This window comes from Enterococcus sp. CSURQ0835 (assembly GCF_902706605.1).
Classification (GTDB): Bacteria; Bacillota; Bacilli; order Lactobacillales; family Enterococcaceae; genus Enterococcus_A.
The window spans coordinates 1-19,780 of sequence record NZ_CACSLH010000014.1 but is presented as its reverse complement, the minus strand read 5'-3'; the positions used below and the strand labels follow the sequence as shown (position 1 = coordinate 19,780).

The following is a 19,780-nucleotide window of genomic DNA, read 5'->3' as shown; positions in this document are numbered from 1 at the left end:
AATCTTATACTAAATCCTGCTGCAAGTAAACAACAAATTTCATTTCCTCCACTAAACCCGAACGATATTTTATTTTTTAGTTATTTAACTTAACGTACCGTATTTCCCCGCAAAAAAACTGCCCGCCAAAGCCGACAGTTTTCATCTCAAACATTTCGCTGAATCAATGAAAGTCCTAGTCCACCTAATAGCCAGCTGATCAGTCCAACATTGATGAGGCGAAAAGACAAAGTGGTTTGTTGCAAGCCTTCGCGGATCAACGCCGCTGGTACGACAGGTAAACTATTTCTGCCTAGCACAAGCCAGCTGATCGCTAGACAAAGGAAAAAATTGCCTAGCGTGACACTCCGACTCAATCGAATTTTTCCTTGTTGCACGAGCCAGCCAACTAAAAAGCTTCCTAAAAACCAGCTGCCAAAAAAGACCCACCCGGTATTGATCCGCATCTGCAACCACTCAAAATTAAAACACAGCAGTGCTACGACTAAACTAACTAATGAACAATTGTACACTACCCGAAACATTCGCATCGACTCAACCCTTTATTGTGCCAGCCGGATGATGACACTGACTTTTGTTCCATCTTTAGGTAACACTTTTTGATTGCCATAAAATTGATTGATTTTTTGTTGCGTCGTTCCTACCGGCCAAGCTGCATCACTAATGATCCCAGTCGCGCAACTATCCAAACAAATCTCACAACCCGTATTATTTTTCTTGGCACTGGCTAAGTTACCTCCAAAACGAAAATCTGGAGTGTAGTCTTTATCTGATTTGATCACGTCTTTAGCTGGGACTTCCGCATGATCTTTCCACTTCAAAAAAATATCCACTTTAGCGCCCGCGACTTTTTTACCATCTTTATAATCCGCTTTCATATCAGCAGCTGTTAAATTATTTCCTGGTTTAGCCCCTAGATCTTTCAACGCTTGGTATAATTTTTTCTCACTCGTCAAGCCACGCAAAATTGCTTTTTCTCCATTTGAGCCTTCTTTAAAGACGACTAGATGACGCGTTGGCTCAGTAAAATACGTTCCGTTGACCGTGGCAGCCAATGTGATTTCTTTTTTTTCTTTATTTACCTTTAACACAGGTTGATCCGATTGAGACGTCGCTGCTTTTTTGCTACTACAACCACTCAATCCGACTAAAGTCACGGCTGTCAAAGCGATCAAGATCATTATTTTTTTCACGTGTTATCTTCCTTTCATCTTATCAAACTGATTCCTTATCTACACGAGCTTTTTTTTGGCGCGCTCCTTATACAACTGGCGGATCAAAACGATCAATGCTGAAAGTGCAAATAAAATCAGCAAGGCAGTCACAAGCATTTGTGCCCCACCAGTCAGCATGCCCCCAACATAGGAATAAATGAGTGTTGCCGGCAATTGTCCTACACCCGTGGCTACTAAAAAACCACCAAACGACATTGAGGTCAAACCCGCTGCATAACTAACGATATCAAACGACATAAACGGCAACAGCCGCGCGATTAAAATACTCAACCGACCATGTTTTTCAAAGAACGCATCGATTTGCTTCAAGCCGGCCTGACTGGTCAACTTTTCCACCGCGTCACGACCTAAAATCCGCGCGATCCAAAAACACAAGGCCGCGCCAGCCATCGCACTGACCCACGATAAAAGCGCGCCTTGCCACCAGCCGAAAAGATTGGCATTAGCAAACGTGATCAAAAATGCTGGTAGTGGTGCGGCCACAGATTGAAAGATCATCAACAAAAAAGAAACGACTACCGCATATGCCCCATAGGACGCTACAAATCGGCGAACAACTTCAAAATCACCACTGGCAAACATCTTGACGATTTGATTGACACTGTGATGAATACTTGGCACTAAAAAATAAAGTCCGATCCCGATCAAAATCAACCCAACTAATCCAACTTTTCGCAACGTACTTTTTCTCATTCTATTCTTTCCCCATCTTCTTTCTATTTTTCAACTAACTAGTTGACTGCCCTGCTCATCCTTTCACTAGAGATTTTAAGCACACTAAAAAAAAAGCATCTTTAACAGCATGCTTCAGTCAATTTGAATCGTTTACCTATTACGTGAAGGCATGCGTTTAGTTTTTAGCGACTTAGAAACTCTAAGACTCGGGATTAGCAAAAATCACCGCTTAGCTATTCGTCTACGCATCCCTTCACCTCCTCAGCTTATCATTGTCCTTAGTATAGTGAAGAAATGTACGAAATACAATTGCTGATTAAAATTTTTCGAAATTCACCTTATCTTTCCACGGTGACATCAGTTGGCCCGTGGGAACTTTGATCAGGAAACAAAGTAAATTTTCCACCTTCCCCCGAACCATATTGGACATGGATGTGGACGGTACCATCATCATTAGGTGTCAGCGTAAAAATATCTTGGCCTTTAGCTCCTGATGTGATCGTTAAAACATAACTACCATCTGTTTGTGCTTTTGAACTGACTACGTACGGTGGTTGATCATGGTAATCGGGGATGTTCCCTTTTCGAATCAAACGATCGGCTTCTGCTTCAGTCGTAATGGGTTCATTATTTGTTGTAGTTTGTTTTGAAGTTTGTGGTTGGCTTGTGTCTCCGCCAACAATTTGCGCAAACCCATTGCGTAAATCTTGATTCTCTGTCTCTTTAAATTCAATCGAATTATCTTCATTGCCTTGGTTTTGCATCGTGACCAATGTCTGAGGCTGACCACTGACTAACGCAAATAAATAAAAATGCTTCCCACCATAATTTGCAGTGGCACTATCGGAATAAGCAGCAACTACTTGATAATCAGACCCATTGCCATCCTTTGACCAATGAAGCTTGACTACTTGACCACTAACTTTGACATTGCGGCTTCCATTTAATAAATCGTTGGGAAATTTGATCCCATAAAAATCACTGTTATTACTCGGACTATAAGCTTGATACGTTTGCCCCATTTCAGCTCCCCAGCTAGACATAAAAACAGCTAATTCTTTTTCTTTGGTCGTATTCCAATCGTTCGTTTCTGTCGTTTGTTTGATTTCAGCTGATTTATTTTCTTGACTATCAGAGGCTTCTGAATTTTGTGCTTCAGTCCCTTGGTGAATCGTCTGAGAACTTTCGTAAGTTTCCGAAACATTGACCTTGGCTGGTGACACAGCTTTTTTAGTGTTTTTCTGGCTACAACCAGTTAAGCTCAGTGCTAATAAAGCCAGTAATAGTGGATAACTTTTTTTCATCTAATTCCTTCCTCACATTCTTTTCTATTCATAAATAGGAGAACAGTCCCTTTTTATGCTTGAAACCTGACAAAAAAATTCTTTTCAACTATCATTTAGCTAGTAAGTGTTTCGTGATCTAGCACTTCAACTGCTTAAACAGTGCTAGATCTTTTAGCAAAAAAAGATGACTTTATAATCAGAAAAGAGAGGGTTCCCATGGATCAAGTCATGGCTTGTTTTAATTTTTTAGGGGATTGGCTCCTCTATACGTTTCCACTTTATCAAGGGATGATGGAAGTCAGTGAGCAAGAAGCACAGTTAGAAAAATTTGCGGCTAACGCGCGACAAACCAAATCAGTTCCCGATCTTTATTGGTTCATTCCGCCTTTAAAAATATATTTAGAACGTAAACGAACCAAAAAAATTCTTTTTGAAAGTACAGTGGATGATGCTGATCTCAAAAAATTATTTACGATTTTAAATAAAGCGACTGCTTGGCTGTATGTTTCATTTGCCGGTTTATTAAATGGGATTGCCTCCACTCACGAATTAGCGGAAAGTTTTCATTTTCATTGGTCACTTCCGATTTTTCTCTTAGTGATCATTGGCCTGTTGATCCTCAGCAACAGCCATGTCTTGTATCGTGTCAGTGCTCAACGTGAAAAAAAGATGATGAAAAAACTACACGCAAGCAAAAAAGAATTTTAATCGCTTCACTACCTTTACCAAAAATGAGCCAACGTAAAACAGCCGACCATTCTAGAAGGAATGGTCGGCTGTTTGCTTAGCGCGATTAATACTTTAAACGATTAGTTAACTTAAGCCATTTTCAGAAGCTCCGGAAACGGCGTCAGGTTTGACTGCGGTTGGTTTTGAAACTGGTGGCGTTGCTGGTGCTGCAGTAGGAGCAGCTGCTTTTTCTGAAGCGCCAGATACCGCATCAGCCGCGGGGGCAGCAGGACCGGCTGCTTTTTCTGAAGCACCAGATACCGCATCGGCTTGTGGCGCACCAGCTAGTTGTTGACCCGTTTGTTTCAAATACCAGTCCACAATCGGTTTGAAATCTAAGATGTATTCATTGATTCCCATGTAATTGCCGTCGTCATCATGGATGGCTTGGTAATTGTGAACAACGAATTTATCAGGTCCATGAGTTGGAACATGCACACGCACCACGTCTTGTTTACCTGAACGCAATTGTTGAATCACCCACTCAACATTTTTATAAGCTTGTGGTGGATGGCAATTAGCTAACGGATTGCCGACTTGGCCTAGTTGACGTTTCGCAAACATTTCATCAGCTTCTGCGTTGTGATTGTAATATAAAAACTGGTTGTTGCTATCGGCATAGGTTAATTCCATCGGCATCGATTTCAAAAAGGCGTCGATTTGATCAACGGTCAGTACACCACGATCTAATTCAACGTAAGTGTCACCTTTAACTGCGTCAACTTTGGCAGAAGCTTGTTCCACCCAATCATCAGCCGCCATGTCCACGTCTTCGATAGTTGTAGCGATTTTGCCTTTCGCATGTAGATCTTCTGGCATATCTTTTGGTTGGGCGCCGTCTAATTTTGAAATGACTTCGATGAACTGCACGAATTTTTGCAATGTGCTGCCTAAAAAGTTTCGTGTGCCTTCATCTTTCAAATTACCATTATCATCAAACGCATCTTTGACATTTCCTAGTAAAAACTCATTGCCGGGCATTACGATCGCGTTGACACCAGGTGAGTCCAAGATTTGGCGCAAATGCAATTGCGCGCGTGACGTTCCTTGATCATAATATGAACTCCCCACGATCATAACGGGTTTGTTTTCTAATGGATGGATCTTAAAAGACAACCACTCAATGACACTTTTCAAACCAGCGGGCACCGTGTGATTATGTTCAGGTGTAGCAATGATCACACCATCAGCTTGCATGATTTTGCGCGCCATGTTTTGGATTGGGACACTTTGTGTTTGATCCCGGCTTTGATTGAACAATGGAATGTCTTTGATCTCTAAAATTTCTAAATCAAACAACGTGCTGAATTCTTTAGCGATATATTGTAACAGTAAACGGTTATGGGAAAAATCGGCGTTCGATCCCACGATCCCGACTAATTTCATAATGATCTCTCCTTTTTCACTACAGTTCGTTTGTTAAAGTGTCGCCCAATCAAAATTTTCAGCAGCTTTTTTATTTGCTGCATGGTTGTGATTCAAATGACTTGTGATCTCGACAAAATTCAAAAAGTCTTCAAATAAGCCATTTAACTTTTCGACTTGCTCGGCATTCATCAAGTTACCTTCTGGATCAAAAGCTTGTAAAGAGTGCCCTAATAAATATTCTGAACTTGGCATGATCCGCGCTTTTAATTCTGGCGCATCCAAGACTTGTCGCAATTGTGCTTGGGCTCTAGAAGAACCTAACGTTCCAAAAGAAGCACCTGTGATCATGACTGGTTTGTCAACAAACGGATAAATGCCATAGGACAACCAGTTCAATGCATTGATCAATGCAGCCGGAGCAGAGTGATCATATTCAGGGGTGCTGATGATCACGCCATCGGATTTTTCAATCTTGTCAGCAATTTCTTTTACAATTTCTGGCACTTTGCGATCAGCTGGTTTATTGAACAGCGGGATGTCTTTAATCTCGACTAATTCAATCTCCGCTTTGTCAGCAAAATGTTTTTTTATATATTGCAATAATTTACGGTTGGTTGACTCATCTGAATTCGTTCCGACTAAGCCGATAAATTTTTTCATGAGGAAACGTCCTTTCTCTTGTGCAACGAATAAAATTGTGTGTCGCTTCACATTTATTTGCACACTGATAATAGCCCTTTCAAACTTCCCTGTCAAACAATATATATAAAAAATTATATAGAAAAACAACGTAGTCACTTCATCACTCGTGAAATAATTGCTTAATACTTCCAAGCTGTAGAAAAAATAAGTGTAAACATCATGTTTTATTGTTCCTCTTCTCATTTCTCCTTCACAATATAAAAAAATATATAACAAAAAACGAGTTTCTTCCGCTAAACCAGACAGAAAAAACTCGTTCAAATTATCAATTTTTTTTATGGGCATTTGAAAAATCATTGATTAAATGTCAACTGCGGTCCTAGCGCTTCCGAGTAGACGATCTCACCGTCGTTTGTGATCACGATGCCGAAAAGATCATAGGCATTCAGTGTCGCAATGATTTCTTCAGGGGATTTACCAAACAAACGCGTCGTCCAAATCTCACCATCTAAAGATTTCGGCGAGATCACCGTCAAACTGGTCACCGCCGTTTCTAACGGGTAGCCGGTCTGGCTATCAAAAATATGATGATAAGTCTTGCCGTTAAATTCAGCGGCTCGTTCGTAAACACCTGAAGTCACAAGAGACTGATCTTTGACTTTGACAACTAGCGCATAATCACCGCGCTTTGAAAAAGGATTTTGAATCCCGATCCGCCAATAGTGATCTGCGTGTTTAGGTGCCGGACCGTACGTCAAAATATTACCGCCGAGGTCGATCAAGGCTGCGCTAACGTCGACACTTTTGAAATAAGCTAACAATTCATCGGCAAAATAGCCTTTCGCTAGTGAACCCAGATCAAGTGCCATGCCCTTTTCCGTTAGAAAAACGGTTTGTTCAGCTTCATTTAATTCGATTTTTTGCGGGTCGATGATCTTTAACAATGCCTTGATCTCCGTTTCAGTTGGTTGCTTAGCATCGTTAAACCCGATCCGCCATGTCTGAATCAGTGGCCCGATCGCAACATTCAGCAAACTATCTTTTGCTAGTGAATGCTTTTTACCTACTGCGATCAAATAAAATAATTCGGGATCGACTTTGACTGGTTTGATCCCGGCATTGTGTTTGATTTGATTCAATTCAGAGCTCTCATCATTAGCCGAAAAACGTTTTTCGTAATCGATCAATCGTCGCTCAGCTTCCAGCAAAATTTCCGCTGGCTGGGCGTGTTCGATCCACAAACGGATTACGGTGCCCATCAAATGAACTGTCTTTTCTCCTTGTGTCATCTTCTGACTCCTTTGTCCTTTATATCTGTATATCGTTTACACTAACTTTGCAAACTAAAATAGCCGCCCTTTTTTTGGACCGCTGTTTCTTTTATTCGTCGACTCCCACCATCACCGAAGTCGCTTTGATCACAGCGTAGGCGGTTTGTCCGACAGCTAAGTCTAATTCAGCGATCGCATTCAACGTGATATCAGCAGAAACTTTTTGCCCATCTGGTAACTCGATCACAACGATCCCATTCACGGCACCTTTTTTGATCTCAACGATCGTTCCTTTTAATTGATTCCGTGCACTAAGTTTCATACGGTACCTCCTTCAATTCTCTGCTTCAAGGATAGCTCCTCTAGCTTCTAAGCGTCAAGTCAGAGCTAGTTTTTAATTTTCTATTTAAGAAACGAGCAAGCCAGCCACAATCAACTGACGAAACTTGACTTTCATGCTATAATGAGAACGTTTCTCAGCTGATAATTTCTATTGATTATAAATGGGGTGAGTCTTACGAACGAGCGCATCAAAAATAAATTAGCATTGTTACCTGATCAGCCGGGCTGTTATTTGATGAAAGATAAAAACGGCACCATCATCTATGTCGGGAAAGCGAAGATTTTAAAAAATCGCGTCCGCTCTTATTTTACAGGCAGCCACAATACAAAAACCGAACACTTAGTCAGTGAGATCGACGACTTTGAATACATCGTCACCGAATCAAACATCGAAGCGTTGCTACTTGAGATCAATTTGATCAAGAAAAATGATCCGAAGTACAACATCATGCTAAAAGATGATAAAACGTATCCGTTCATCAAGATCACCAATGAAAAGTATCCACGCTTGTTGATTACGCGGAAAGTATTGAAAGACGGCGGCACTTATTTTGGACCTTATCCAGATGTCGGCGCCGCAAACGAAACTAAAAAAATCTTAGACCGCTTATTCCCGTTACGAAAGTGCGGCCCCAGTCAAAAAACACCTTGTCTGTATTACCACCTAGGCCAATGTTTATGCCCATACGCGTTTAAGGTCGACCCTGCCGTTTATCAAAAAATGGTGGAAGAGATCAAACAATTTTTCAATGGTGGTCATGTCGCCTTTGAAAAAAAATTAAAAGCTCAGATGGAAGACGCAACCGAAAAATTGGAATTTGAAAAAGCCGCTGAATATCGCGATCAGATCAAAGCGATTGAAACCGTGATGACCCGCCAAAAAATGACGAAGACCGACTTTTTAGACCGTGATGTTTTTGGTTATGCGATCGATAAAGGTTGGATGTGTGTCCAAGTTTTCTTTGTACGCCAAGGAAAAGTCATTGAACGAGAGATCTCACTATTCCCATTTTATAAAGAAGCAACTGATGACTTATTGACCTATATCGGACAATTTTATCAAGAAGCGGAGCATTTAGTCCCGAAAGAAATTTTGATCCCCAAAGAGATCGATCCGCTAGCTGTCGAAGCTGTCGTCGGGACGAAAGTTTTGCAACCTCAGCGGGGTGAAAAGAAAAAATTAGTCGAACTAGCCAATAAAAATGCAAAGATCGGCTTACAACAAAAATTTGATTTGATCGAGCGGAAAGAAGAACGGACAGCCGGTGCAGTCGAACGGCTTGGTCAAGCACTAGGCATTTCGACTCCAGTCCGGATCGAAGCGTTTGACAACTCAAACACGATGGGAACAAATCCAGTGTCGGCGATGGTGGTTTTTGTCAATGGCAAACCAGAAAAAAAATCATACCGCAAATATAAAATCAAAACCGTGACCGGTCCGGATGACTACGCTTCGATGCGAGAAGTGATCTATCGTCGCTACTCTCGCGTGTTAAAAGACGATTTGAAACGCCCTGATCTCATCATGATCGATGGCGGCAAAGGCCAAGTTGACGCAGCCAAGGAAGTGCTAGAAAATCAATTAGGTTTAGATATCCCTGTTGCCGGCTTAGTCAAAGATGATCGGCATCGCACGAGTGAATTGATTTTTGGCCCGCAACTAGCAACCGTTTCGTTAGAACGCAACTCAACCGAATTTTTCTTACTCAATCGCATTCAAGATGAAGTCCATCGTTTTGCGATCACCTTTCACCGTCAGTTACGCAGTAAAAATAGTTTTTCTTCTAAGCTCGATGATGTCGACGGTTTGGGCCCTAAACGGAAACAAGCTTTATTGAAACATTTCAAATCATTGAAAAATATTCAACAAGCTTCAGTGACTGAGATCCAACAAATCGGGGTCCCGCAAAAAGTGGCTCAAGCTTTGAAAGAAAAATTAAGCGAGTCTTAACACTAACCCTCACCAGCAAGTAAAAGTCGTCCCAACAGGCGGCTTTTTTGCTGCGGATAACTTTTTCTCGTACAATAAAAGCAAAATGGGAAGTGAGGAAACACAGATGGGACAATTGCGCTTTCGAATGTGGGATGCTTTTTTGAAACGAATGGGACAAGTCAGCGAACTGGATCTGAAAAATCAAATGGTACTAGATGATCGCGGGATCAAAACATCTTTGGAGCAAGTTCGTTTAATGGAATTTTCTGGGCACAATGATGTTAACGGTGATCCCCTTTTTCAAGGTGATATCGTGTTGCAGCTCGATCAAAAAGTTTACGGCATCCTTGACAAAGGCAGCTTTTCCAATGGTACGGAACTGTTCAGCAACGTTTTTGTTTTTTTAGAACTAACCGCTTCTGGTCAAACTAAAGCTGGCGTCGCGCCTGATTTTTCACGCTTAAAAGTGACTGGTAATGTGTACCAGCAAGCCGATTTTTTAAAAGATCGTTTCAACTGTGTCTACCACGCGTAACTTTTTTACTGATCGCTCTTTTCTGACTGCGGCTTTAATTTGCGCAGTCTTTTTTGTTATACTGAATGCAAACGTTTCACATTAGGAGGTATGGTCATGGAACTCGTTTCAGCGATCAATTGTTTAGCGGCTTTTTGCGGGCCGCGCGCACTTCCAGAATTGACACCGACCGCTTTAGCTACAACTTTTGGGCTCGAGCAAGCCGATGCTATCGTATTGTTTGGCGGAAGTATTTTAGCTGGTGGTGACTTATTTGCCCACGCCTTGCAAGCAAAGCTGGCAAAAACCAGTGTGATCGTGGGCGGAGTTGGCCACACGACCGCAGCTTTACAAGCGACACTTGAATCTAGCTCGATATTTTCCCAATCAACTGAAGCGGAATTATTTGCGGCTTACCTTGAAAAAAACTATCAACTTCAGCCAGATTTTTTAGAAACAGCTTCCACTAATTGCGGTAACAATATCACCAACTTACTCAACTTGTTGCAGGCTGAACACCGGCCCGTAAGTTCTTTGATTTTGATCCAAGATGCCACGATGCAGCGCCGAATGAGTGCCACTTTAAAAAAATTCGCCCCTCACATCACAGCGATCGATTTTGCCAGTTATCACGTCACCGTCAGTAAACGTAACGGGCACCTTTATTTTCAAGATCCACCGCTTGGAATGTGGGACTTGGAACATTATCTCAGTTTGCTTTTAGGTGAGATTCCTCGTTTACGTGACGATGCAAATGGTTATGGACCACAGGGAAAAAATTATTTAGCCCATGTGACGATCCCGCCAGAAGTCGAAGCTGCTTTTACCATCGTCAAAAACCATTACCCTCAGCTCGTTCGTAAAGCAGAGCCTAAATACAAAAGTTGATCCACTCTCTGGCTCTTGCAACCTTTATCTATCAGAGTTTGATTACTAGACGTTAGAACAGCATGCTGCTCTAACGCTTTTTTAGTTCTAAAATAGTGCCAACAATTGCTAGTCTGCTCACTTTACTTTTTGACATTTCACAAACAAACAGATTCCGTTATAATGAACTGGACTGAGTTTTTACATAGCAGCTTGACATAGAAAGGATCCGATTTATGAGTCACGCACTTTCACTTGATCCAACCTCTGCAACAAAATCGTCGCGTTCAAAGCGGACATCACGGCTTGATTCGACTTTACGGCAACTAATCGCCAAAAATAATCAACAACCTTTTACTACAGAACAACTTGCTGCAATCACCTTTGACATGCACACCCACCTGCGGATTATTGCCGGAGCTGGAAGTGGTAAGACCCAAACGATCTGTGCCAAAGCAGCCTATTTGGTGTTAGAAAAAAAAGTGCCCCCTGAAAAAATTATGCTGTGTACTTTTTCGCGTAAAGCTAAACTGGAGATGGCCCAACGCGTGCAATTGTATTTACCGGAGAAAAAATTAGCTGTCAAAACGTTTCATGGTTGGTTCAATGCTGAATTTCATTATTTGAGCAAAAAATATCCAACACTGAAACATAGCAACTTGACTGGTATGATCGATGAAGACCATTACCAGCAAACGATCCAGCAGCTGATCAAAAAATACCGGCTCTATAACTTCGATAAATTCGAAGACCGCACGATCGTTACGCGGTTGAGTTATTGGCGCAACTTAGGCTATTCTGATCAACAGATCATTGCCCAAATCAAACAGTATTTTGATTCCGAACAGTTACTGCCACACCAAACATTGAGCACTGTTTTCGCAGATTTTTTAGCAGACTTACAAACAGAAAAACAACGACAACACTTTATCACGTTTGACGATATGCTGTTTAATTTAAAAATGATTTTGGAAAACAATCCGCAAGCATTAGCGGACTTACAACACAAGTATCAGTATCTCTTCATTGATGAATTTCAAGACATCAACCCGTTACAACAGCAAATCGTCCAACTGATCTGTCCGCCAGACAAACATGATTCAGCTAAATCCAATTGTAAATTGATCATTGTCGGCGATGACGATCAAAGTATTTATTATTTTCGGGGAGCCGAGCCCAAATACATCAAAGAATTTGGGGAGACGTATCAGCAGACCTCGATCCAACTGATGCAAAATTTCCGCTCGACACCAGCGATCGTAGCTTGCGGCAATCGTTTGATCGCATGTAACCAGGAGCGGATCGCAAAAACCATGATACCTATCAAGACACAAGACCATGACTGTTACGCAAAAAAATTCCCAGATGATGAAGCAGAAGCGGCTTGGATCGCTAAAAAAATCAACCAGCTCGCCCAGCAAGATGCGCTCACCGGTGAAAAAGCAAATTACCGCGAAACGTTAGTCTTGTACCCAACTAAAGTCCAACTACGTTCACTGCTTAAGCAATTGACTGCCGCCAATGTCCCGTTTGTGACTCAAGCAGGGGAAGATCTACTAGGTATTTTTGGGATCAAACTGTTCAAACAACTTTTTGATTTATTGCAGCAACTCACTGTTGGAACCGAGAAAATCACAGCACTGAAAAAAATCATTCAGCAATACGCGTTTTACCATTACATCAAATTAGAGACTAGCCACACATTCACTACGCAGCTCTTTGCTCAGCCGAAATTCAAAGTCAACGAAGTGCTCAACTTCTTAGTGAACGAAAAAAAATTAAACACTCAAGCACAAGACCAAGCAAAAAAATTTTTCAAACAGATCTATCGCTTGTTTCAAGGCCAAACATTAAATTTAGCTGAACTGGCTGAAACTCTGAGCGCTACACCAAAATTCAGTCGCGAATTAACTGCTGAAGAAATCACTTGGCTAAAAGAAGAATTGACTGAACTACAAACTTGGGAGGCACTCACAACAAGTTACCAAGCAGCTGTCACCCGCAACCAAAAAATGAAACAACGCTTAGCCGATTACGATCAAAATAAATTAAATGCAGTCTACTTGCTATCCATTCATGCCAGTAAAGGGCTGGGACAAAAAAATGTTTTTGTCAAAGGCGTTTACCAAGATAGTCTGCCCAATCAACACACCAGTCAAAAAACACCGGCTGAATTGCGTCAAGCTAGTCAAAAAGCGAATCCAGCTACGACACTAGAGGAACAGCGCCGCTTGATGTATGTTGCTATCACCCGCGCCAAAGAAAATTTATATGTCACCTTTCCTCAGACGGTGAACCAAAAACCTTGTCGCATTTCACCATTCATCCAAGAAGCTGGCCTCAATATAAAAATAGCCGAAAAGTAAAAACACTTTTGACTAACTGAGTGACTTTCGTTAAAGTAGAAAAATATTGGAGGTAAAATTATGTTAATTGGTAGTATTGAAGCAGGTGGCACTAAATTTGTTTGTGCTGTCGGCGATGAAGATTATCGGATCAAAGATCAAGCGGTGTTTCCCACCACGACCCCGGAAGAAACACTGGCGCAAACGATCGAATACTTCAAACAATTTGAATTAGACGCGCTTGGGATCGCATCTTTTGGTCCCATTGAGATTCGTAAAAATTCACCCAAGTACGGCTTTATCACTAACACCCCGAAAGCCGGCTGGAAAGATACCGATGTCATTGGCGCATTGAAGGCCCATTTTGATATTCCAATGGCTTGGACGACAGATGTCAACGGTTCGGCCTATGGTGAATATGTGATGTCCACTTTAGCAAATGAAAAAATCGATTCCCTCGTTTATTACACTGTGGGAACTGGTGTCGGCGGCGGTGCTGTGATCGATGGTGAATTTCTTGGCGGAGCCGGTCATCCGGAGATGGGACATACGTTTGTCAAACGCCACCCGGATGATCAAGACTTTGCTGGCATCTGTCCCTTTCACGGTGACTGCTTAGAAGGTTTAGTCGCTGGACCAACATTTGAAGCGCGCTTAGGTCAAAAAGGCGAAACAGTTTCAGCAGAAGAACCCGTTTGGGATATTTTAGCGTTTTATTTAGCCCAAGCCGTCATGCAAGCTACTTTGATCATTCGGCCAGATAAAATCGTCTTTGGTGGCAGTGTCGCTGGTGAGCAACTGCTAGTCAAAGTCCGACAACAATTTGCGGAAATGTTCAACGGCTATGTCGACTTACCGCCGTTAGAAAACTATATCACGCGCCCAGAAATCCAAAACAACGGCTCAGCAACCCTCGGCAATTTCGCTTTGGGGCTGAAAGCAGCGCAAGAATAATTTTTGAAATCAATTGAATCCTAAAAGTTCGGTTCGCTATAAATTCGTGGACCGAACTTTTTTGTCTGCTATCCTGTCGTATAATGCCATGTTTATAGATTGTGAACGGAAAAACGCTGGACTCTTCAGGATACATATCCGCAGTTTGATTTTACATCGCATGTACTAGTAGTATTTTAGGCTAGCAAAAAAAAATTAAAACTACTCAAAACATTTCTTTGTGAGCCATACAAGTGATTGACTTGCTTGTATGGCTATTTGGGATTTACCCGGCAGTAGTAGAGTACAAGTCAAAAAAGAACCGCTCAACAAAATGAACGGCTCTCTTTGGATTTAGCTTAATTTTAGAATTGATCGATCAGTATTTGTCGAATCTCAGCCAAGCTTGGTTGGCGTGGGTTAGCTGGTGTGCATTGATCGTTGTAGATCAAATCAACCAATTTATCCAGTGCGCCATCAAAGGCTTCTTTGGTTACCCCATTGGCAGAAAGTTTAGGATCAACACCTAATGCTTTCGTCAATTCAGTGATCTTATCGCATAACGCTTGAACTAACGCAGCATCGTCCTTGCCTTTCAAACCTAAGTTGCGGGCGATATCGGCATAATCACTTTCACCGCGGTAGACTTCATAACGTGGATAAGGTGTCCGTTTGACTTTACCAGATACACCATTGAATTTGATGACTTGTTGCATCGCAATCGTAATGGCTAACCCGTGTGGCAATCCAAACTCGCCGCCGGTCTTATGGGCAATCGAGTGGTTGATTCCTAAAAAGGCATTGGCAAACGCCATCCCGCCAAGTGTTGCGGCATAGTGCATATTGATTCGAGCAGTCTCCCCTTCTAAGGTTGGATTTTTGGGATCATAGTTGTAAGAAGCTTCTAAGTTTTCAAAGACTAACTTGATCGCTTGCATCGACCAAGGACGCGTAAACTCAGAAGCCATGACCGAGACATAGGATTCTAATGCATGAGATAAAGTATCTAACCCCGATAATGCGACTGTCCGCTTTGGTACCGTTAAGACGAATTCTGGATCAACGATTGCAATGTTTGGTGTTAATTCATAGTCAGTCAGCGGATATTTCACGTGAGTATTATCATCGGTGATAACTGCATAAGGCGTTACTTCAGATCCAGTACCCGATGTCGTTGGGATCGCAACCAGTTTTGTTTCGACTTGATGATGGAACCGCACAATCCGTTTCCGGATATCGATGAATTTTTGTTGTAATTGATAGAATAAATCACTGACTTTTTCGTATGACTCTAAGAAACCATCTGTTTGATCCAACGAATATTCATAAATGAAGCGAGCAATTTTAGCAGCATCCAATGCAGATCCGCCCCCGATAGCAATGATCATATCTGGTTTAAATTGTTTCATTTGTTTGGTGATCTCGATGGTTTGACCTAACGTTGGGTCTGGTCGAACCGTTCCATAAATCGCTGTTTTTACTGTGTTTTCGCGAACTTCTAATTGGCTATAGACCGTATCGACAAACCCGAATTGAACCATTCCTGGGTCAGCTACAATGAAGGCCCGTTCGATGTTTTCAACGTCATCTTGTAAATAAGAAATGGCATTTTTTTCGTAATAGATTTTTTCTGGTAGTCGAACCCATTGCGGCCGATTTCTTCTTTTGGCAACGGTCTTGATGTTCAATAGGTCAGCAGTAGATAAGTTATGAGACAATGAATTTTTCCCCCATGATCCTGTTCCTAAAGTTAGACTAGCTTTCAATGCATCGGTATAAATATCCCCGATCCCGCCGATAGAATCTGGTTGATTGACTAAAATTCTGGAAGCGTTGGTCTTATCGCTGAATTCGTTGATGAATGGGTCAACTTGTGAACCGATTTGAATCGCTGCATTATGCCCAGCACCTTGATAGTTCAAAAGTTTGCCAACGATGTCGATCCCAGCTTGCCGATCTTTCGCTTTATAAACCGATAATAGCGGTGATAATTTTTCTGAAGATAATTTTTCGCCGATATTTTTTGGCTCTAATTCAAACAACATCACGTCTTTACCTGCTGGCAATTCAACCCCAGCATTTTCAGCGATCCATTGAGCGGACATTCCAGCAACAGCACCATTAACCCCATGTTTGTCGTTAAAAACAAAATCAGCTATTTTTTGATAATCTTTTTCAGGTACGACATACGCACCTTTTGCTTGCATCTTTTGCAGCCATTCTTTATAGATCGGCGCTTCTACTACAACTGAATTTTCGGTCGCACAGATCATCCCATTATCAAAGCGTTTTGATAGTAATAAATCTTCGACAGCTCGGTCTAAGTAAGCGGTGTGATCAACAAAGACCGCTCCGTTACCAGCACCAACACCCATTGACGGGTTGCCAGATTTCAATGCGGCATTGACCATGCCTGGTCCGCCAGTGGCTAAAATCGAAGCGATATTTGGATTTTGGATCAACGCTGTCGTATTTTCAAGTGACGGTGTTTCTACCCATTGAATAATATCTTTTGGTGCGCCAGCTTTGACTGCTGCATCATATAAAATCTTAGCGGCATGAACAGAACAATTTTGAGCTTGCGGATGGAAAGCAAAAACGATCGCATTTCTAGTTTTCAACGCCATCAATGATTTGAACATGGCCGTTGACGTTGGATTCGTTGTCGGAACGATCCCGGCTAACACACCAAGTGGCGCTGCGATTTCGACTTGCCCAGCAATTTTATTTTCACCGATGATCCCAACGGTTTTTTCATGTTTGATCAAGTTGTAAATGTTCTCGGTTGCAAACCGATTTTTTGTATCTTTATCTTCTACGACACCACGTTTTGTTTCATCAACCGCTTCGTGAGCTAACATCAAAGCAGCTTCAGAACCTGCTAAAGCAGCGGCTTCTACGATTTGATCGACTTGTTCTTGGGTATAGCGTGAATAAACAGTTTCAGCTTGTAATGCTTTCTCCACTAATTTGTTTGTGTATTCACGAGCTTGACTTGCTGCAGATACTTTTTCATTTACTTTTTTTACATCCACCAGTTTACCATTTGAATTTTTCGCCATTATAGCGCCTCCTAAAAGACTTTTCTGAAAACTATCCATTGGTTATCTATCTTGCTTACGAGGATATAATACACCTCGTTATCTAAAAAAACAATGCTTTTCACTAACATTTGTTTTATTTTTCACATAATAATTTGGTATCATTATTGGCTCTAGAGTTTACTCCTTTAAAAAAATTTCTTCGCTCTTTTAGACAATCTAGCTCATTTGTCTAAATCAGCTTTTGGTCCAAGAAATATTTTTGGCAAATAATTAGAGAAAGTTTTATAACAGAATGGAAGAGAAAGGAAGAATTGAAATGAAAGTTTTAGTATTAGGAGCAAATGGTCAGATCGCACGGTTAGCAGAAAAAGAGTTGACTCAAGCAAAGATTTCCCAACGGCTATTTTTACGTAATCCTAGTCGCATCGAACCAAATGAATTGCAAGAAGTCGTTGCAGGTGACGCGACTAACCTAGCAGATTTGCAGGAGGCCTTAAATGGTATCGAGATCGTCTACGCTAATTTAGCAGGACAAACGATTGAACAACAAGCGCGAAATGTTGTTCAAGCAATGAAAGAGCAACGAGTCAAACGATTGATTTGGATTTCAACTCTAGGGATCTATGATGAAGTTCCTGGTAATTATGGAAAGTGGAACCACCAAATGCTAGATGGCGGTTATCTGGAAACTTACAGTGCCGCTGCTAAAGTGATTGAAGAATCTGACTTAGATTATACGATCATTCGACCAGCTTGGTTAAGTAACAAAGCAGAAGTTGATTATGAATTGACTCAAAAAGGCGAACCTTTCAGAGGGACCGAAGTTTCCAGACAGAGTATTGCCGCTTTAGTGACTAAGCTCATCTTAAATCCTGATGAACACTTACACGAATCTTTAGGAGTCAACAAACCAAATACAGATGGTGATAAACCAGCTTGGTACTAGCAGAACCGCTCAGCAAAAGACTTTCTCAAACAAAAGATTTTAATCATAACTTTTTAATTGACAACTTTTACTTTCCAGCGTATAGTTGCGGCCAAAACTTGCAATTGCAAGTTATTGCGACTGGGAGGAATTTATTATGGCAATTACACTAATTATCGGTGGAAATGCCGGTTTAGGTTATGAAACGGCTCGCCAGCTAAAATAAGTCGGACAACGGTCAGCAGCAGATCGACAAAACTGGACCTACAGCTACCTTTTTTAATCGAGCTGGCGTCACACCTTGGTAAATGCATAAAAAAGTAGTTCAACTAACAAAGCGACCTTCAATTGTCAGCCTAAAAAACTGACACTTAAAGGTCGCTATTTTTGATCTTATAAAAGCTTTTAGCCATGCGCTTCAAAACGCATTTTAAAACAATACGCAAAATGATAGATCAACTGGCAAAGCTCATACCAAACATGGGGATTACACCCTGTTAATTCCGTGATTTTTTGAATCCGATAACCTAACGTGTTGCGATGGATATGCAGCTGGCTTGAAGTTAAGTTGGCGTTGGTATTATTCTTGGCAAATAAAATCAACGTCGCATAATATTCATCGTAACAATTTTCTACACGCTTCAGTAATTCCGAATCTAGTTCCAAGGGAAAATCAAATAGCCCAGCAAAATAATAATCTTTCGTGTAAAAAACTTTCTGCTCGTACAACCCAAAAAAATTCAAAAATAAATAAGTATTCCCCACAGCTCGGATCGTTTGATCGATCGCGATTTTCGGTGAACTAACAATAAAGCTGCCCGGTTTTTGACGCAATCCCGCATTTAATTTTTCGACCAAAACGATAGCTTTACCTTGCCAATCAAATACTTCTTGTAGCGGATACGATTCACTCAAGTCCCGTTTACTTTCAGCCATGATACAAGAATTTTCCAGTTTTAAATTGAGTCGATAATCTTCCAGTGCTTCTTTTTGCAGTTCTTCAGAGTAGCGTCCATTTGCCAACAATACATTTCGCAAAAATTCATTCTTTCGATTGTTTTTTCTTTCTTTTTTGCTGAATTCATTTAATTCCTCGACTAACAGCAATGCAATCGATTTTATTAATTTCGTAAAAGGTCGGACTTCAGCTGGTTCACCGGAGATCCCGACGACTCCAATGATCTCATCGTTAAAAATAATCGGTTCATTTGTCCCCTTTTTTTCTAACGATGTATCATGGACAACTTCCACCATTCGTTTTTGTTGGATCGCTCGCTCCGCTGCTCGATGCCGTTCCCCTAAACGAGCTTTTTCACCGCTTGCAATGATGACACCAAATTCATTCATGATATTGATATTGTAAGGAATATCGGCCATCAACTTTTGAACGATCAAGCTCGCTTGATCTCAGACTGTAGACAAAAGATTCATAGAAGGTGTAGAAATCCAATTTCTACGCCTTTTTTGTACACTCTACTATATGTAAGTTCAAAAAAAGCCAAAAAAATAAAGGCCTACTGCCTTTTGTATAACCAGGTTGCTAATTTTTTTAAATTCATGGCAGCCGCAACAAGCATCGTATGCACGGTGACTTTTTCCAAGCCTCGATACTTTGTCCAGCGCATCCTATGCTTTTCTTTCATATCTGCGAACTCACGCTCAATCGTTTCT

At 41.3% G+C, this 19,780-nt stretch carries 18 protein-coding genes; 7 read left to right on the top strand and 11 right to left on the bottom strand.

What is annotated here, in order from left to right; genetic code table 11:
• Positions 1 to 146: 146 nt before the first annotated feature.
• From GVJ38_RS07405 to GVJ38_RS07390, 4 genes are all read right to left on the bottom strand, one after another.
• Complete coding sequence (locus tag GVJ38_RS07405) at positions 147 to 530, bottom strand: hypothetical protein (protein ID WP_159722541.1); 384 nt, start codon at positions 528 to 530, stop codon at positions 147 to 149.
• 12 nt (positions 531 to 542) lie between these two features.
• Positions 543 to 1,193 (bottom strand): YdjY domain-containing protein, encoded by a 651-nt coding sequence (locus GVJ38_RS07400; RefSeq protein WP_235032846.1) that lies wholly within the window; start codon positions 1,191 to 1,193, stop codon positions 543 to 545.
• A 39-nt stretch (positions 1,194 to 1,232) separates the two neighbouring features.
• A complete protein-coding gene (locus tag GVJ38_RS07395) occupies positions 1,233 to 1,928 on the bottom strand; it encodes a TVP38/TMEM64 family protein (protein ID WP_159722540.1) in 696 nt (231 codons plus the stop codon).
• Positions 1,929 to 2,248: 320 nt separating this feature from the next.
• Positions 2,249 to 3,214, bottom strand: a complete 966-nt coding sequence (locus GVJ38_RS07390; RefSeq protein WP_159722539.1) for a DUF4767 domain-containing protein — start codon at positions 3,212 to 3,214, stop codon at positions 2,249 to 2,251.
• A 198-nt stretch (positions 3,215 to 3,412) separates the two neighbouring features.
• Here GVJ38_RS07390 and GVJ38_RS07385 point away from each other — a divergent pair, with 198 nt between their 5' ends.
• Complete coding sequence (locus tag GVJ38_RS07385; protein ID WP_159722538.1) at positions 3,413 to 3,904, top strand: hypothetical protein; 492 nt, start codon at positions 3,413 to 3,415, stop codon at positions 3,902 to 3,904.
• Between the two features lie 105 nt (positions 3,905 to 4,009).
• Here the strand turns inward: GVJ38_RS07385 and GVJ38_RS07380 are convergent, their stop codons facing one another.
• From GVJ38_RS07380 to GVJ38_RS07365, 4 genes are all read right to left on the bottom strand, one after another.
• Entirely contained in the window at positions 4,010 to 5,311 is a 1,302-nt protein-coding gene (locus GVJ38_RS07380; RefSeq protein WP_159722537.1) for an NADPH-dependent oxidoreductase, read from the bottom strand.
• 33 nt (positions 5,312 to 5,344) lie between these two features.
• A complete protein-coding gene (locus tag GVJ38_RS07375) occupies positions 5,345 to 5,953 on the bottom strand; it encodes an NADPH-dependent FMN reductase (RefSeq protein ID WP_159722536.1) in 609 nt (202 codons plus the stop codon).
• A gap of 335 nt (positions 5,954 to 6,288) precedes the next feature.
• Positions 6,289 to 7,224 carry an FAD:protein FMN transferase gene (locus tag GVJ38_RS07370; RefSeq protein WP_159722535.1) on the bottom strand — a complete coding sequence of 312 codons (936 nt, stop codon included), beginning with the start codon at positions 7,222 to 7,224 and terminating at the stop codon, positions 6,289 to 6,291.
• A 91-nt stretch (positions 7,225 to 7,315) separates the two neighbouring features.
• Positions 7,316 to 7,528: a TOBE domain-containing protein gene (locus GVJ38_RS07365; RefSeq protein WP_159722534.1), complete on the bottom strand. Its 213-nt coding sequence runs from the start codon at positions 7,526 to 7,528 to the stop codon at positions 7,316 to 7,318.
• A gap of 186 nt (positions 7,529 to 7,714) precedes the next feature.
• On the opposite strand from GVJ38_RS07365, the gene uvrC reads away from it, so the two are divergent.
• The 5 genes from uvrC (at position 7,715) to scrK (ending at position 14,161) form a co-directional block, all read left to right on the top strand.
• Positions 7,715 to 9,499, top strand: coding sequence for an excinuclease ABC subunit UvrC (uvrC, locus tag GVJ38_RS07360; RefSeq protein WP_159722533.1), 1,785 nt, complete (start codon positions 7,715 to 7,717; stop codon positions 9,497 to 9,499).
• Positions 9,500 to 9,605: 106 nt separating this feature from the next.
• Entirely contained in the window at positions 9,606 to 10,016 is a 411-nt protein-coding gene (locus GVJ38_RS07355; RefSeq protein ID WP_159722532.1) for a YopX family protein, read from the top strand.
• A gap of 90 nt (positions 10,017 to 10,106) precedes the next feature.
• On the top strand, positions 10,107 to 10,883 hold the full coding sequence (locus tag GVJ38_RS07350; RefSeq protein WP_159722531.1) for an ElyC/SanA/YdcF family protein: 777 nt from the start codon (positions 10,107 to 10,109) through the stop codon (positions 10,881 to 10,883).
• Between the two features lie 215 nt (positions 10,884 to 11,098).
• Positions 11,099 to 13,228: an ATP-dependent helicase gene (locus tag GVJ38_RS07345; protein ID WP_159722530.1), complete on the top strand. Its 2,130-nt coding sequence runs from the start codon at positions 11,099 to 11,101 to the stop codon at positions 13,226 to 13,228.
• A 60-nt stretch (positions 13,229 to 13,288) separates the two neighbouring features.
• Positions 13,289 to 14,161, top strand: a complete 873-nt coding sequence (gene scrK / locus GVJ38_RS07340) for a fructokinase ScrK (RefSeq protein WP_159722529.1) — start codon at positions 13,289 to 13,291, stop codon at positions 14,159 to 14,161.
• Between the two features lie 344 nt (positions 14,162 to 14,505).
• Here the strand turns inward: scrK and adhE are convergent, their stop codons facing one another.
• Positions 14,506 to 17,202 (bottom strand): bifunctional acetaldehyde-CoA/alcohol dehydrogenase, encoded by a 2,697-nt coding sequence (gene adhE / locus GVJ38_RS07335; protein ID WP_159722528.1) that lies wholly within the window; start codon positions 17,200 to 17,202, stop codon positions 14,506 to 14,508.
• A gap of 298 nt (positions 17,203 to 17,500) precedes the next feature.
• On the opposite strand from adhE, the gene GVJ38_RS07330 reads away from it, so the two are divergent.
• Positions 17,501 to 18,130, top strand: a complete 630-nt coding sequence (locus GVJ38_RS07330) for an SDR family oxidoreductase (protein WP_159722527.1) — start codon at positions 17,501 to 17,503, stop codon at positions 18,128 to 18,130.
• 384 nt (positions 18,131 to 18,514) lie between these two features.
• Here the strand turns inward: GVJ38_RS07330 and GVJ38_RS07325 are convergent, their stop codons facing one another.
• Both GVJ38_RS07325 and GVJ38_RS07320 read right to left on the bottom strand, forming a co-directional pair.
• A complete protein-coding gene (locus GVJ38_RS07325) occupies positions 18,515 to 19,504 on the bottom strand; it encodes a CdaR family transcriptional regulator (protein ID WP_235032845.1) in 990 nt (329 codons plus the stop codon).
• Between the two features lie 119 nt (positions 19,505 to 19,623).
• Positions 19,624 to 19,780 (bottom strand): transposase (locus GVJ38_RS07320; protein ID WP_200849435.1); only part of this gene is annotated, 157 nt, incomplete at its 5' end.